Here is a 15,904-nt window from a genome sequence, read left to right as displayed (position 1 = left end):
GGGATCGGGAATCAAAGATCAGGATCGCGCCGGTGCGAGCGTCATCGCGTTTTGCTGTGCCACGTGCCGCGCATCAGCATCAGGCGACGATGAGCGGCTCGCCCAACTCAGGTTTGTCGTCGGCCGCATTGAGCAGATCCACGTAAGCCACGGCCACGAGATCCGCTTCCGGCACGCCGAGCTTCGCGAATACCGCGTGCGCCTCCGCTTCGCCGCCTTCCTCGTCGTCGTCCGGTCCCAGCACCACTTCCAGTTCCACGAAATCGCCCAGTCCGTCCACGCGATCGAGATGAATGCGCGTGCGTCCCACCAGGTAGACGTGGCGCTCCTTCGTGACGATGCCACGCGTCGTGAGTGCCGTTGCGAGCAGCGCGTGCATGGCCTCGGGATTGGTGACGGGGCTGCGCGTGTAGTACGACGCCTTGGGGCCGTCGCGATCGTCGCGCTGATAGAAGATCAACTCGGCGGGCGTGCCGTCGTCGAACTGGCGCAGCTTGAGACGGCCGCGCGGCACGTCGTAGAAGAAGTCCTGCTGACGGAAGATGAGCGGTGCTTCGGGCGTCAACTGCGTAGCGCGCTCGCGCAACTGTTCGAAGTCACGGGCGCGGGCTTTGATCTCGATGTTGCGTGCCATGCTGAAGCTCCTGTCTGTCGATGAAACAGCAACGGCGCCGCTGGCCGTGCAAAGGCAACGCGGCGCCGCCGGAAAGAAACAGCCACCCTGGCGCGATGCAAGCCATCGATTCAAGCCAGGGACGGAAACGCGAAATCCGAATCTAGCAAAAACCGTGTGACCGTGGCGTTACGGCGCAAGTTCGTCACGTCGTCGTACGTCATGAGTGGCGCTCATATCGCCCATTGCGCCTCGATCAGCTTGAGCGCGGCCGCGATGGCGGGCTCCTCTGCACGTGCCGCAAGCGTGATGAAGGTGAGCTGCGTGGGCACGGTGATGCCTTCCACGATGGTCAGCGCGTGTGCGTGCGCCTCGGCGAGTGCCGTGGCGTCGCGCGCGAGCGAGAGGCCAACGCCCGATTTCACGAGGTCGAGCATGGAGGGCTCCTGGTCCACTTCGGCCACCTTCACCGGCGTGACGCCGGCTTCGGCGAAGCAGCGCGTGAGCAGCCGGTTATGCGCCGACGCGGGCGGCGTCCAGATCCACGGCAACGCGGCGAGGCCACGCCAGTCGTGGATACCGCGCACGCGGTCTTTCCAGCCTGCGGGCGCGAGCACCCGATATTGAAAGTGCGTGAGCGTGACGGCATGAAACGCGCTGCCGTCGCGCGGCTCGTCCTCGGCCGGCAGTCCGATGTAATAGCCGACGTCGAGTTCGCGCGAGCGCACCTGCTCCAGCACCCAGCCCGACATGCCGTGCCGCAGCGCGGTTTCGATCTGCGGCCATGTTTCCACGAGCGGTTTCAGGAAGCCGCCGAGCCGCAGGAATTCCGGGTCCAGGATCGTGCCGATGCGCAGCCTCCCGCGCACTTCGTGGCGCAGCGTGGCGGCCGCGCGCTGCACGTCGCCGGCCGCGGCGAGCGCGCGCTCCGCGTGCGGCAGCAGCGCCTGGCCGTCGCGCGTGAGTGCGAGCCCGTGCGACGTCCGCGTGAAGAGCGACACGCCGAGCGTCTCCTGAAGGTTCTTGATCTGCAGGCTCACGGCGGGCTGGGTGAGGTGCAGATGCACGGCGGCACGCGTGAGGTTGCCCTCGCGCGCCACGGTGACAAAAGCCCGGAGCAAGGTCAGGTCCATATTCCTGATATGAGTGCGCCTTATATGGCAGTTGAGCATAACTCATTGGATTGCCCCGCGGTTTCGCCGCTACGCTTGGCGAACCGTTGGCGATGCGAAGGTGAGACAGATACCCGCGCCATGCCGATTACGAAGGTGCGCCGCAGCAAAATGCAGCGCAACGGAGGAGACAACACACGATGGATCAGACCAAAGCGACGGCAGCAGGCCGCGGCGAGCCGCGCCGGCTCGAAGGCGAATTCGACTACGTGATCGTGGGCGCGGGCACCGCAGGCTGCGTGCTCGCCAACCGGCTTACGGAAGACCCCGACGTTTCCGTGCTGCTGCTCGAAGCCGGCGGTAAAGACGACTACCACTGGATTCACGTGCCGGTGGGCTACCTCTACTGCATCGGCAATCCGCGCACGGACTGGCTCTACAAGACGCAGGCCGAAGCGGGTCTCAATGGCCGGTCGCTTTCGTATCCGCGTGGTCGCGTGCTGGGTGGAAGCTCGTCGATCAACGGCATGATCTACATGCGCGGTCAGCGCGAAGACTACGACGAGTGGGCGCGCATCACGAACGACGCGTCATGGTCGTGGGATGCTGTGCTGCCGGTGTTTCGCCGCAGCGAGGACCATCACGGCGGCGCGAATACGTGGCACGGCGAAGGCGGCGAATGGCGCGTCGAACGGCAGCGCCTCAAGTGGAAGATTCTCGAAGCGTTCGCCGACGCCGCGCAGCAAACCGGCATTCCCGCCACCGACGACTTCAATCGCGGCGACAACAGCGGCGTCGGCTACTTCGAGGTGAACCAGAAGCGCGGCATTCGCTGGAATGCATCGAAGGCGTTTCTGCGTCCCGCGATGAAGCGGCCCAATCTCACCATCATCACAGGTGCGCTCACCGAGCGTGTGGTGTTCGAGGGCAAGCGCTGCGTCGGCGTGGAATATCGCGGCGATGGCGTGAGCTACATAGCAAAGGCGCGTTGCGAAGTGGTGCTAAGTGCAGGTGCTGTGAATTCGCCGCAGTTGCTCGAACTGTCGGGCGTGGGTAACGGTGCGCGGCTGCAAGAGCTGGGTATCGACGTCGTGCACGATGTGCGCGGTGTGGGCGAGAACCTTCAGGACCATCTCCAGTTGCGTATGGCGTTTCGCGTGCAGCACGTGCGCACGCTCAACACGGCCTCCGCTCACTGGTGGGGCAAGCTGATGATCGGCATGCAGTACGCGCTGTTCCAGAGCGGCCCCATGTCGATGTCTCCGTCACAACTCGGTGCGTTCGCGAAGTCGGATCCATCCGACGGGTCGCTCACACGGCCCGATCTCGAATATCACGTGCAGCCTCTCTCGCTCGATCGTTTCGGTGAACCGCTGCATCGCTTCAACGCGTTCACGGCGTCGGTGTGCCATTTGCGGCCCACTTCGCGCGGCAGCATTCATATCGCCTCGCCCGATGCCGCCGTGGCACCGGCCATCGCGCCCAATTATCTTTCCACCGACTACGACCGTCACGTCGCGGTCAACGCGCTTCGACTCACGCGGCGTATCGCGGCCGCGCCCGCGCTCGCTCCATATCGTCCGCACGAAGTCCTGCCCGGTCTCGCGTATCAGACCGAAGAAGAATTGCAGGACGCCGCAGGCAACGTGGGCACCACGATCTTTCATCCGGTAGGCACCTGCCGCATGGGCACCGCCGACGATCCCGGCGCGGTAGTGGACAGCCGCTTGCGTGTGCGCGGCGTGGAAGGGCTGCGTGTGGTGGATGCATCGGTGATGCCCGTCATCACATCGGGCAACACCAATTCGCCCACGCTCATGATCGCGGAGCGCGCGAGCGACATGCTGCGCGCCGATCGTCGCGCGCGACTCGCGGGGCGGGACGAAAAGACGAGCGCAGGCGTGCCGATGTCCGTTGCATGACGACGCGGCAGCGCGCATTTCACGCGCGTGAAATACGCACGAGGCCCTAAGTGCAAATCCCTATGATTGCGCTGCATCATTGGCGAGACAATGGCGCCATGCCGCACGGTGCCCCACGCTGCCATCCGCAGCCCTGCACTGCGCCACGGCCGATACGGGGGTGCGGTCGTCATCACGCGTTCGCGCAATCCGGTGCGCGAAGTGTCTACAAGACTTCGCCTTAATTCGCATGGAAGAGGACATGATTCTCGGCGACACGATTCTGGAGACGCGCGGACTCACGAAGGAATTCAAGGGCTTCACGGCCGTCAACGGCGTGAACCTGCGCGTGCGTCGCGGCACGATTCATGCACTCATCGGCCCGAACGGCGCGGGCAAAACAACGTGCTTCAACCTGCTCACCAAATTTCTCGAACCCAGCGCAGGGCAGATCGTATTCAACGGCATCGACATCACGCGTGAACGCCCCGCGCAGATCGCGCGGCGCGGCATCATCCGTTCGTTTCAGATTTCCGCGGTATTTCCGCATTTGACGGCATTGCAGAACGTGCGCGTGGGGTTGCAGCGCACGCTCGGCACCGCGTTCCATTTCTGGCGCAGCGAACGCACGCTGCGCGAACTCGACGACCGCGCGATGGATCTGCTCGCGCAGGTCGGCCTGACCGATTTCGCCGATGTGCGCACGGTAGAACTTGCCTACGGTCGCAAGCGCGCTCTCGAAATTGCCACCACGCTCGCGATGGAACCTGAACTCATGTTGCTCGACGAGCCCACGCAAGGCATGGGACACGAGGACGTGGATCGTGTGACCGCGCTGATCAAAAAAGTATCGGCGGGCCGCACGATTCTGATGGTGGAACACAACATGAATGTGATTGCCGGCATCTCGGACACGATCACGGTCCTGCAACGCGGCGAGGTGCTCGCCGAGGGCGCGTACGCGGAGGTCTCGAAAAACCCGCTCGTGATGCAGGCCTACATGGGCAGCGCCGACGCAGCACTTGCGGGAGCACACGCATGAACACCGTGACCGAACGCGAGAACACGGAAGTGAGCGGCGCGGCCGAAAGCACGCCCGCGCTCGCCATTGCGGGCCTGCAAGCCTGGTACGGCGAATCGCACATCCTGCACGGCGTGGACCTCACCGTGGGACGCGGCGAAGTGGTGACGCTGCTCGGCCGCAACGGCGCGGGCCGCACAACCACGCTGCGCGCCATCATGGGCCTCACGGGTCGCCGCACGGGCTCCATCCAGATTGGTGGCCGCGAAACCATCGGCATGGCGACGCATCGCATCGCGCATTGCGGTGTGGGCTACTGCCCCGAAGAGCGCGGCATTTTTTCGAGCCTCTCGTGCGAAGAGAACCTGCTGTTGCCGCCGCCCGTGAGCCGGCATGCGCACACGATGTCGCTCGACGAGATCTACCAGATGTTTCCGAATCTCAAGGAGCGTCGGCAGAGCCAGGGCACGCGTCTCTCCGGCGGCGAGCAACAGATGCTCGCAGTGGCGCGCATCCTGCGCACGGGCGCGAATCTGCTGCTGCTCGACGAGATCTCGGAGGGCTTGGCGCCAGTCATCGTGCAGACGCTTGCACGCATGATCGTCGCGCTCAAGGCGCGCGGTTACACCATCGTGATGGTCGAGCAGAACTTCCGTTTCGCGGCGCCGCTCGCGGACCGCTTCTACGTGATGGAGCACGGCCGCATCGTCGAGCATTTCGGCGCTGCCGAACTCGAAAGCAAGATGCCCGTGCTGCACGATCTGCTGGGCGTCTGAACCGAAACCCGCTTCACGGCGACACCCGCGTGCCGGGCGCGCCGCCTGATTGCCTCGCACAACCACAACGCAACGAATGAAGGAGACAGGAATGAAGAAGAACAGGACTCTCGCGCGCTTTACGTCGATCGGCATCGCGGCTGCGATGTGTGCCGCGTTCGCGGCCGGCAACGCGCGGGCAGCCGACGACGCGGTGAAGATCGGCTTCATCACGGACATGTCGGGACTCTACGCGGACATCGACGGCCAGGGGGGGCTCGAGGCCATCCGCATGGCGGTGGCCGACTTCGGCGGCAAGGTGAACGGCAAGCCGATTCAGGTGGTCTACGCGGACCATCAGAACAAGGCCGACATTGCGGCCTCGCGTGCGCGCGAATGGTTCGACCGCGACGGCGTAGACATGCTGATCGGCGGCACGAACTCGGCCACCGGGCTCTCGATGAACCAGGTCGCGGGCGAGAAGCACAAGGTGTACATCAGCATCGGCGCGGGCGCGGACACGCTCACCAACGAGCAATGCACGCCGTACACCATCCACTATGCGTACGACACGACGGCGCTCGCGAAAGGCACGGGTTCGGCCGTGACGAAGCAGGGCGGCAAGACGTGGTTCTTCCTCACGGCGGACTACGCGTTCGGCAAGGCGCTCGAAAAGAACACCGCCGATGTGGTGAAGGCCAACGGCGGCCAGGTGCTGGGCGACGTACGGCATCCGCTGTCGGCGTCGGACTTTTCGTCGTTCCTGTTGCAGGCGCAATCGTCGAAGGCTCAGATTCTGGGCCTCGCGAATGCGGGCGGCGACACGATCAACTCGATCAAGGCGGCCAAGGAATTCGGCATCACCAAGACGATGAAGCTTGCGGCGCTGCTCATCTTCATCAACGACATCCACAGCCTCGGCCTCGAAACCACGCAAGGCCTTGTGCTGACCGACAGCTGGTACTGGAACAAGGACGCGGCTTCGCGCCAGTGGGCCCAGCGCTACTTCGACAAGATGAAGAAGATGCCGTCGAGCCTGCAGGCCGCCGACTACTCCGCCACGATGACGTATCTGAAGGCCGTGCAGGCCGTGGGCTCCACGGACTCGGACAAGGTGATGGCGCAGCTCAAGAAGCAGAAGATCGACGACTTCTACGCGAAGGGCTACGTGCGTCAGGACGGCAGCATGATCCACGACATGTACCTCATGCAGGTGAAGACGCCGGCTGAATCGAAAGAGCCGTGGGACTACTACAAGATCGTCGCCACCATTCCGGGCGAGCAGGCCTTCACGACGAAGCAGGAGACGCGCTGCGCGCTGTGGAAGTAACGGCAGTGAAGTAACGGAATAGGGACGTGAACGCGGTGCGGCGGCGAAAGGCCGCCGCACTTCGCTTCGCGCCGATCTCATCTGGACGACAGGTTCAATGGAAATCTTTGGCATTCCGTTGCCGGCGATGCTGAGCCAGTTGTTGCTCGGACTCGTGAACGGCTCGTTCTACGCGATCCTGAGCCTTGGCCTTGCTGTGATCTTCGGGCTGCTCAACGTGATCAACTTCGCCCACGGCGCGCTGTTCATGCTGGGAGCGATGCTCACGTGGATGGGGCTCGCGTATTTCCACGTGCCGTATTGGGCGATGCTCGTGCTCTCGCCGCTGCTGGTGGGCGTATTCGGCATGCTGATCGAGCGGTCCATGCTGCGCTGGCTCTACAAGCTCGATCATCTCTACGGGCTCTTGCTCACCTTCGGCCTCACGCTCGTGATCGAGGGCGTGTTCCGTTCCATCTACGGTTCGTCGGGACAGCCGTACGACGTGCCGTCGGCGCTTTCGGGCGCGACCAACCTCGGCTTCATGTTCCTGCCGAACTATCGCGCGTGGGTCGTGGTGGCCTCGCTTACGGTGTGTTTCGTGACGTGGTTCGTGATCGAGCGCACGCGGTTGGGTGCGTATCTGCGTGCGGGTACCGAGAACCCGAAGCTCGTGGAGGCTTTCGGCATCAACGTACCGATGATGGTCACGCTCACCTACGGCTTCGGCGTGGCGTTGGCCGCGTTTGCGGGTGTGCTCGCTGCGCCCGTGATCCAGGTTTCGCCGCTCATGGGGCAGCCCATGATCATCACCGTGTTCGCGGTGGTCGTGATCGGTGGCATGGGCTCGATCATGGGGTCCATCGTGACGGGTTTGCTGCTGGGCGTGATAGAAGGCTTCACGCGCGTGTTCTGGCCGGAAGCGTCGGCGACTGTGGTGTTCGTCATCATGGCGATCGTGTTGCTGGTTCGTCCCGCTGGCCTCTTCGGCAAGGAAAGATGATGCAGAGAAAAGCGCTTTATGTCCTGCTGCTCGTGGGCCTGATCGTGGCGCCGCTCGCGGGCGCTTATCCGGTCTTCGTAATGAAGGTGCTGTGCTTCGCGCTCTTTGCGGCGGCGTTCAATCTGTTGATCGGCTACACGGGGCTGCTTTCGTTTGGCCACGCGATGTTTCTCGCCAGCTCGGGTTACGTGGCGGGCTACGCGATCCAGTCGATCGGGCTCACGCCGGAACTCGGCGTGCTCGCGGGCGCCGCGGCGGCCACGCTGCTCGGGCTCGTGGTGGGACTCTTTGCGATTCGCCGCCAGGGCATCTACTTCGCGATGGTCACGCTCGCGCTCGCGCAGATGGTTTATTTCGTGTTCCTGCAGGCACCCTTCACGCACGGCGAAGACGGCATGCAGGGCGTGCCGCGCGGCAAGCTGTTCGGGCTGCTGTCGCTGAGTTCGGACCTGGTGCTGTACTACGTGGTGCTCGTGGTGATGGTGCTCGCGTTTCTGCTGATCGTGCGTATCGTGCACTCGCCGTTCGGGCAGATTCTGGTGGCCATCAAGGAGAACGAGCCGCGCGCCATTTCGCTCGGTTACGACACGGACCGCTTCAAGCTACTCGCGTTCGTGCTCTCTGCGGGCATCGCGGGTCTGGCGGGCGCGTTGAAAGTGGTCGTGCTGGGCTTCGAGACGCTCGACGACGCGTACTGGACCATGTCGGGGCTCGTCATCCTGATGACGCTCGTGGGCGGCATGGGCACGCTGTTCGGGCCATTGCTGGGCGCTGCGCTGATTGTCTCGCTGGGCGATCGGCTGGGCGAGATCGGCGGGGCGCTTGCGTCGGCGACAGGCGTCGACTGGTTCCGCTCGCTCGGTGAGTCGGCGACCATCGTCACGGGGCTCATCTTCATTGCGTGCGTGCTGGCATTCCGGCGCGGAATTGTCGGCGAGATCGTGGCGCGTGTGCGGCCCTTGCGGGCTTGAGCGATAGCCAATCTGGCGCTTGTGTGGGCTACGCGATTGCTTCGGTATCCCGACGTTTTTTCGCTGAACGTGCTGCGATGCTTCGCACCGGCAGAGCCGCACGTGCAACCTTGCGGTGTCAATGTGCCCCAATTGAGTGCCGCAGTGCACCACTAGGGTAAATGCTAGTTGTCCGCAAGGCGGTGCATCTTTAATCTTGCACCCAGTTCTGATGCACCGAATTTGCAGGTGGAGAACGAGGAGACATGAGGCACTCAGTGCCCAAACGGAAAGCGCTGTTGGATAGGAATCCAACAGCGCTTTTTATATTGGTTTTTCCATCCGCATGCTTCATCCGCTGGTTTTCCCGTTATTTCCCTTCACGGCCTGAAACGGCTGCCCGTTTTTCTCTTCCTGCCCGAACTTCGGAAACAGCTTCTGGCACACAAGCCGCGGGTTTTTTCTCATTTGTCTGACGCCTGCAAATGCTTGCCGCATATGGCTTGCGTCCGCTACACTCGCCATTCGCCGACCGCCTGGTCGGCATTTGTGGGCCGTTAAAACAACTGGTCGGCGCGGTTATTTCCCGCGGAGAGGCGGCGCCTGGCCCACCGCATCCAGGCGGTTTTCGGGCGAATTTCAATCGAATAAGCAGGAAAAAAGCGAGGAGCGTCAATGTTGGCGGCAGTGCGGTGGATAAGCGCGGCGTGCGCGGTGGCGGGAGCGGGGGCCATGCTGGCGGGGACTGCGTGGGCGGATGTGAAGATCGGCGTCACGGTGTCGGCCACGGGTCCGGCGGCGTCGCTCGGCATTCCGGAGAAAAACACGGTTCAACTGCTGCCGAAGGAAATTGCCGGCCAGAAGATCGACTACATCGTGCTGGACGATGCCACCGATCCCACTCAGGCCGTGCGCAATGCACGCAAGCTCACGAGCGAAGATCACGTGGATGCGTTGATCGGTTCCACTGTCGTGCCGAACTCGCTTGCGATGATCGACGTTGCTGCCGAAACGTCCACGCCGATGATCTCGATGGCCGCGGCGGCCTCCATCGTCGAACCCATGGACGCGAAGCGCGCGTGGGTGTTCAAGACGCCGCAGAACGACATTCTGATGGCTACCGCCATCGCCCAGCACATGGCCGACCACGGCGTGAAGACGGTCGCGTTCATCGGCTTCTCGGACGCGTATGGCGAGAGCTGGTACAAGGAGTTCGGCAAGATCGCCGAACTCAAGAAGATTCGCATCGTGGCGAACGAGCGGTTCGCACGCAACGACACGTCCGTCACCGGGCAGGTGCTGCGAATGATGTCGCAGAACCCCGACGCCGTGCTGATCGCCGGCGCCGGCACGCCCGCCGCCTTGCCGCAGAAGACGCTCAAGGAGCGCGGCTACAAGGGCCGCTACTACCAGACGCACGGCGTGGCCAACAACGACTTCCTGCGCGTGTGCGGCAAGGATTGCGAGGGTACGTATCTGCCCGCGGGCCCGCTGCTCGTGGCCGACCAGTTGCCGGCATCGAACCCGGCGAAGAAGGCGGCGTTGACGTACAAGGCGGCCTATGAAAGCGCCTGGGGTGCCGGGTCGATCTCGACCTTCGGCGGTCATGCCTGGGATGCGGGGCTGCTGCTGCAACGCGCGGTGCCCATTGCGCTCAAGCAGGGGCAGCCGGGCACGAAAGCGTTTCGCGAAGGGCTGCGCGCGGCGCTGGAGAGCACGAAAGACCTTCCCGCGTCACATGGCATCTTCAACATGAGTGCCACCGACCACGCGGGCCTCGACCAGCGGGCGCGCGTGATGGTTCAGATCGTGGGCGGCAAGTGGAAGCTCGCAGGCGACTGAGGCAGGGGCAACCACAGACAGACTCTTTCGGACAAAGGCGCGGACAAGTGGACGCGCCTTTTTTGTTGTTCGCGCCGCGTGCATGAAGCGGCGCTCGCCGTAGATGCACCCGACAGGGAAAACCATGTGTCCACATGGGCGGACCCCGTCACTACACTCAGAAGCCGGCCGCGTCGCGAAGGGCCGGGACGATACGAAACAAGAGACAAGCGTTTGGAGACACAGATGAAAACGAGGACACAGTGGGTAGGGGCGACGCTCGCAGCGGCCGCACTCTTCAGCGCGAGCAGCGCGTTCGCGCAGGTCAAGATTGGCGTCACGCTGTCGGCGACGGGGCCGGCGGCATCGCTCGGCATTCCCGAGAAGAACACCATCGAGTTGTTGCCGAAAGAGATTGGCGGCAAGACCGTGCAGTACATCGTGCTCGACGACGCATCCGACACGAGCCACGCCGTGCAGAACACGCACAAGCTGATCGACGAAGACCACGTGGACGCGATCATTGGTTCCACGGTCACGCCTAACTCGCTCGCGATGATCGACGTGGTGTCGCAAGCGAAGACGCCAATGATCTCGATGGCTGCCTCGGCCGCCATCGTTTCGCCGATGGACGCCAAGCGCGCGTGGGTCTTCAAGACGCCGCAGAACGACAGCCTCATGGCCGACGCAATCGCCCAGTACATGGAGCAGCACGGCGTGAAGACGGTGGGCTTCATCGGCTTCTCCGACGCGTACGGCGAGAGCTGGTACACGGTGTTCAACGCGGCCGCGGGCGCGCGTCATCTGAAGGTGGTGGGCAACGAGCGCTATAACCGGACCGATGCGTCCGTGACGGGTCAGGTGCTCAAGCTGATGGCAGCCAACCCCGATGCGGTGCTGATCGCGGGCTCGGGTACGCCAGCGGCGCTGCCGGCAAAGACGCTCAAGGAGCGCGGCTACAAGGGCGCCATCTACCAGACGCACGGCGTCGCGAACAACGACTTCCTGCGCGTCTGCGGCAAAGACTGCGAAGGCGAACTGCTGCCCGCAGGGCCGATTCTCGTCGCCGACCAGCTGCCCGATTCGAACCCGGTGAAGAAGTCGTCCGAGGCCTACAAGAACGCGTATGAGAAGGCCTATGGCGCGGGTTCGGTCTCGACGTTCGGCGGCCATGCATGGGACGCCGGCCAGATGCTGCAGCGGGCCATTCCCGAAGCACTGAAGACAGCGCAGCCCGGTACCGTCGAGTTCCGTGAGGCGCTGCGCAGCGCGCTCGAAAGCCTCAAGGATCTGCCGGTGGCGCACGGCATCATGAACATGACGTCGGCGGATCACAACGGCCTCGATGAACGTGCCCGCGTGATCGTGCAGATCTCCGGCGGCAAGTGGAAGCTGCAGCAGGGCAAGTAAGCGGCTTCGGATCAGCGAGATCGGCAACATCGGCAGCACTTCGGGGACGCGCGCGTGGCGCGGAGCGTTGCGCGCGTCCTGCTTCTCGCGGGCGGCGATGCGGGCAAGGGCGTGTGTGAGTGTGTCGCTCGCGTAGGGCGCCATGTCCTGCCACGGTCGCCGTTGTGATTCGTCGTTGTGATCGGCACGCTCCATCATCCAGCGTGACGCGCCATGCGTTGCGCACGTATCGCCGCCAGGTCGTTCTGTTCGAGCACAATGGCGCGTTGGCCGCGCGTTCACGACGCCTTGCCGCGCGTCCACCCATCTACGCATCCCCGATTCAGGCATTCCAGAAAGACACGAAGAGGAAGTATGGATCTATCAATTGCGGCGATCCTCGCGCAAGACGGCATCACGACCGGCGCCATTTACGCGCTGCTCGCGCTCGCACTGGTGCTGGTGTTTTCCGTCACGCGGGTGATCTTCATTCCGCAGGGCGAGTTCGTTTCGTACGGCGCACTCACGCTCGCCGCGCTGCAGACACAGAAGTTTCCCGCCACGTGCTGGCTCTTGATGGCGATGGGTGCGGCGTGTTTCGTCGTCGAGATGCTCGGCCTCGCGCGGCATCCCGAGCGACGTACGCAGCTCGCGCGTACGCTCGTGATACTCGCCGGCAAGTACCTGTTGTTTCCCGTTGCCGTCTACGCGATCACGCGCGGCACATTCGGCATGCAGTTGCCCATGCTCGCGCAGATTGCGTTGACGCTCGCCATCGTGGTGCCGATGGGCCCGTTCGTGTATCGCCTCGCGTACGAACCGATTGCCGAGGCGACGACCTTGTTGCTGCTGATCGTCGCGGTGGCCGTGCACTTCGCCATGGTTGGCCTCGGGCTCGTGATGTTCGGCGCCGAAGGGTCGCGCACCAACGCGTTTTCGGACGCTACGTTCAACGTGGGTTCGCTCTCGGTTACGGGCCAGAGCTTGTGGGTGATCGGCACCGCGATCGTGCTGATCGTCGGGCTGTACGTCTATTTCGATCGCACGGTGTCGGGCAAGGCGCTGCGGGCGACTTCGGTGAACCGGCTCGGCGCGCGGCTGGTCGGCATCGGCACCACGCAGGCGGGCCGCCTCGCGTTCACGCTCGCTGCCGGGCTGGGCGCGCTGTGCGGCATCTTGGTCGCACCGCTCACCACCATCTACTACGACTCGGGCTTCCTGATCGGCTTGAAGGGATTCGTGGGGGCGATCATCGGTGGGCTCGTGAGTTATCCCGTGGCGGCCGCGGGTTCGGTGCTCGTCGGGCTGCTCGAATCGTATTCGTCGTTCTGGGCCAGTGCCTACAAGGAAGCCATTGTGTTCACGCTGATCATTCCCGTGTTGCTGTGGCGCAGTCTGGCGAGCCCGCACACCGAAGAAGAGGAGGAGTGACGCGATGAAACGCATGATTCGCAACCGCTTCTTCTGGCTGTTTCTTGCTGTGATGTTTGCACTTCCGGTGCTGCCGCATCCGCTGCGGGTGCCGGAGTACTGGATCACGCTGCTCAACTACATTGGTCTGTACGCGATCGTGGCGATCGGGCTCGTGCTGCTCACGGGCATCGGCGGCATGACGAGCTTCGGGCAGGCGGCGTTCGTGGGCGTGGGCGCGTATGCGACCGCGTATCTCACGACGCAGTTCGGCGTGTCGCCGTGGCTCGCGCTCATCGCCGGTGTCGTGCTCACGGCGCTTATTGCGCTCGTGCTGGGCGCTGTGACGATGCGCCTTTCCGGCCACTTTCTGCCGCTCGGCACCATCGCCTGGGGTCTCGCGCTGTTCTTCCTGTTCGGCAACATGGAGATGCTCGGCAAGTACGACGGCATCAACGGCATTCCGGTGCTGAACGTGTTCGGCATCGATCTGGAGTCGGGGCGGCACATCTACTACCTGATCTGGGTGGTGGTGCTGGCGTCCGTGGTATCTGTTCAGAATCTGCTTAACAGCCGGCCGGGCCGGGCGATTCGTGCGCTGCGAGGCGGCGGCGCCATGGCCGAGGCGATGGGCGTGAACACCGCGTGGATGCGCGTCGTGATCTTCGTGTATGCCGCCGTGCTCGCTGCCGTGTCGGGGTTCCTCTACGCGCACTTGCAGCGGGCGGTGAATCCCACGCCGTTTGGGCTCAATCACGGCATCGAGTACCTGTTCATGGCGGTGGTGGGCGGCGTGTCGCACGTTTGGGGCGCCGTGCTGGGCGCGGCCATCCTCACGTTGTTGCAGGACTGGCTGCAGACGCTGCTGCCGAGGCTGCTGGGTGAGAACGGCAATTTCGAGGTCATCGTCTTCGGCGTGCTGATGGTGCTGCTGCTCCAGTACGCGCGGCACGGCGTGTGGCCGTACGTGGCGCGGCTCTTCCCGCGGGGTCCGCGCGCTCACGTTCCCGATCACGCGGAGCCGTTGCCGCAGCGCAGCAAACCGGAGCCGGGCGAATTGCTGCTCACCGTCAATAAGGCGCGCAAGCAGTTCGGCGGGCTCGTGGCGGTGAACGACGTGAGTTTCGAGGTGAAGGCAGGGCAGATCGTCGGGCTGATCGGCCCGAACGGCGCCGGGAAGTCGACCACGTTCAATCTCGTCACTGGCGTGCTGCAGCCCACGGCAGGCCAGATCACCTTCCGCGGCGAACGGATCGATGCGCTGAGTTCACGTGAAATCGTGAGGCGTGGCATCGGGCGCACGTTCCAGCACGTCAAGCTGCTGCCGGGCATGACGGTGCTGGAGAACGTCGCGATCGGCGCGCATCTGCGTGGCCATGCCGGCGTGTGGCGCAGCATTGCGCGGCTCAATGCTGCGGAAGAGGCGCGGCTGATGAACGAGGCCGCAAGGCAGCTTCGCCGGGTGGGCCTCGAGCGGCACATGTACGACGAGGCGGGGAGCCTCGCGTTGGGCCAGCAGCGCGTGCTCGAGATCGCGCGGGCGCTGTGCTGCGATCCGACGCTGCTGCTGCTCGACGAACCAGCGGCCGGCCTGCGATATCAGGAAAAGCAGCAGTTGGCCGCGCTGCTGCGCAAGCTCAAGGAAGAGGGTATGAGCGTGCTGCTCGTCGAGCACGACATGGACTTCGTGATGAACCTCACCGACCGGCTGGTGGTGATGGAATTCGGCACGCGCATCGCGGAAGGGCTGCCGGCGGACGTGCAGAAGGATCCGGCGGTGCTCGAAGCGTATCTGGGCGGGGTGGAATGATGGCGGTGAAGAATGGAGCGGGCGCTGTGCCGGTGCTGGAAGTCGATGGGCTGTCCGCGCGGTACGGCAAGGTGGAGGCGCTGCATCGGGCCGCGATCAAGGTGGGCGCGGGGCAGATCGTTTCCGTGATCGGCCCGAACGGCGCCGGCAAGTCAACACTGCTCAACGCGATCATGGGCGCGCTGCCGACGGGCGGTCACGCGAGTGGACACGTGCGCTACCTGGGCGAAGAGGTGGGCGCGCTGGCGATCGAAAAGCGTGTCGCCCGTGGAATGTGCCTCGTGCCGGAGAAGCGGGAACTGTTCGCGTCGATGTCCGTTGAGGACAATCTCCTGCTGGGTGCCTATCGCCGCAAGCGGGCGGGGGAAAAGGCATGGCTCGATCAGCTCGAACCGGTCTTCACGCTGTTTCCGCGGCTGAAGGAACGTCGGCGACAGGCGGCCGGTACGCTGTCCGGCGGTGAGCGTCAGATGCTGGCGGTGGGTCGTGCGCTGATGGGAAAGCCGGATCTGCTGATGCTCGATGAGCCGAGTCTCGGCCTGGCCCCGCTGATCGTGAAGGAGATTTTTCACATCATCAGCGCGCTGCGGCAGACCGGTGTAGCGACCTTGCTGATCGAACAGAACGCGCGTGCCGCGCTCCAGATCTCGGATTACGGGTACGTGCTGGAGACGGGCGAAATGGCGCTCGAAGGCCGGGCCAGTGAGCTTGCGCAGAATCCGCAGGTGATCGAGACATATCTGGGGCTGACGAGGAAGGCGGCTTAGCAGTTGTCGACTGCGGTTCATTCGCCGCGCTGAGAGCAGCGGC

The 15,904-nt window shown here is 64.0% G+C and carries 14 protein-coding genes; 12 read left to right on the top strand and 2 right to left on the bottom strand.

The genetic code is table 11. The features are described 5' to 3' along the window. Positions 1–79 precede the first annotated feature (79 nt). Positions 80–634, bottom strand: a complete 555-nt coding sequence (locus P2869_RS17205) for a class IV adenylate cyclase (protein WP_277597068.1) — start codon at positions 632–634, stop codon at positions 80–82. Between P2869_RS17205 and P2869_RS17200 the strand changes: the two genes are divergently transcribed. After that, entirely contained in the window at positions 633–794 is a 162-nt protein-coding gene (locus tag P2869_RS17200; RefSeq protein ID WP_161978143.1) for a hypothetical protein, read from the top strand. The genes P2869_RS17205 and P2869_RS17200 overlap by 2 nt on opposite strands. A gap of 52 nt (positions 795–846) precedes the next feature. Here P2869_RS17200 and P2869_RS17195 read toward each other — a convergent pair whose 3' ends face one another. Then, positions 847–1,746: a LysR family transcriptional regulator gene (locus tag P2869_RS17195; RefSeq protein WP_277597067.1), complete on the bottom strand. Its 900-nt coding sequence runs from the start codon at positions 1,744–1,746 to the stop codon at positions 847–849. A 179-nt stretch (positions 1,747–1,925) separates the two neighbouring features. Between P2869_RS17195 and P2869_RS17190 the strand changes: the two genes are divergently transcribed. The 11 genes from P2869_RS17190 to P2869_RS17140 all read left to right on the top strand — a co-directional run bounded on the left by P2869_RS17190 (position 1,926) and on the right by P2869_RS17140 (position 15,861). Next, positions 1,926–3,647 carry a choline dehydrogenase gene (locus P2869_RS17190; RefSeq protein ID WP_277597066.1) on the top strand — a complete coding sequence of 574 codons (1,722 nt, stop codon included), beginning with the start codon at positions 1,926–1,928 and terminating at the stop codon, positions 3,645–3,647. A gap of 241 nt (positions 3,648–3,888) precedes the next feature. Beyond that, on the top strand, positions 3,889–4,668 hold the full coding sequence (locus tag P2869_RS17185; RefSeq protein WP_126878976.1) for an ABC transporter ATP-binding protein: 780 nt from the start codon (positions 3,889–3,891) through the stop codon (positions 4,666–4,668). Then, positions 4,665–5,423 carry an ABC transporter ATP-binding protein gene (locus P2869_RS17180; protein WP_017772262.1) on the top strand — a complete coding sequence of 253 codons (759 nt, stop codon included), beginning with the start codon at positions 4,665–4,667 and terminating at the stop codon, positions 5,421–5,423. The genes P2869_RS17185 and P2869_RS17180 overlap by 4 nt, the downstream gene beginning before the upstream one ends. A 91-nt stretch (positions 5,424–5,514) precedes the next feature. Beyond that, a complete protein-coding gene (locus tag P2869_RS17175) occupies positions 5,515–6,732 on the top strand; it encodes an ABC transporter substrate-binding protein (RefSeq protein ID WP_017772261.1) in 1,218 nt (405 codons plus the stop codon). Positions 6,733–6,829: 97 nt separating this feature from the next. Further along, positions 6,830–7,714 carry a branched-chain amino acid ABC transporter permease gene (locus P2869_RS17170; RefSeq protein WP_126878977.1) on the top strand — a complete coding sequence of 295 codons (885 nt, stop codon included), beginning with the start codon at positions 6,830–6,832 and terminating at the stop codon, positions 7,712–7,714. Further along, complete coding sequence (locus P2869_RS17165) at positions 7,714–8,685, top strand: branched-chain amino acid ABC transporter permease (protein WP_017772259.1); 972 nt, start codon at positions 7,714–7,716, stop codon at positions 8,683–8,685. Before P2869_RS17170 ends, P2869_RS17165 begins: the two co-directional genes overlap by 1 nt. Before the next feature lie 654 nt (positions 8,686–9,339). Beyond that, entirely contained in the window at positions 9,340–10,506 is a 1,167-nt protein-coding gene (locus tag P2869_RS17160) for an ABC transporter substrate-binding protein (RefSeq protein WP_026120938.1), read from the top strand. A 225-nt stretch (positions 10,507–10,731) separates the two neighbouring features. Beyond that, the gene (locus P2869_RS17155) at positions 10,732–11,895 is read left to right on the top strand and encodes an ABC transporter substrate-binding protein (RefSeq protein WP_199544449.1); all 1,164 of its coding nucleotides are present in this window, start codon (positions 10,732–10,734) and stop codon (positions 11,893–11,895) included. Positions 11,896–12,249: 354 nt separating this feature from the next. Then, positions 12,250–13,305, top strand: a complete 1,056-nt coding sequence (locus P2869_RS17150; RefSeq protein WP_277597065.1) for a branched-chain amino acid ABC transporter permease — start codon at positions 12,250–12,252, stop codon at positions 13,303–13,305. A gap of 4 nt (positions 13,306–13,309) precedes the next feature. Continuing rightward, on the top strand, positions 13,310–15,094 hold the full coding sequence (locus P2869_RS17145) for a branched-chain amino acid ABC transporter ATP-binding protein/permease (protein ID WP_017772255.1): 1,785 nt from the start codon (positions 13,310–13,312) through the stop codon (positions 15,092–15,094). Further along, positions 15,094–15,861 carry an ABC transporter ATP-binding protein gene (locus P2869_RS17140; RefSeq protein ID WP_277598167.1) on the top strand — a complete coding sequence of 256 codons (768 nt, stop codon included), beginning with the start codon at positions 15,094–15,096 and terminating at the stop codon, positions 15,859–15,861. Before P2869_RS17145 ends, P2869_RS17140 begins: the two co-directional genes overlap by 1 nt. Positions 15,862–15,904 lie beyond the last annotated feature (43 nt).

The organism is Paraburkholderia sp. SUR17, assembly GCF_029536165.1.
Lineage (GTDB): Bacteria > Pseudomonadota > Gammaproteobacteria > Burkholderiales > Burkholderiaceae > Paraburkholderia > Paraburkholderia kururiensis.
Note: the sequence above shows the minus strand (reverse complement) of the source record. Positions and strands in the feature narration are given on the sequence as shown.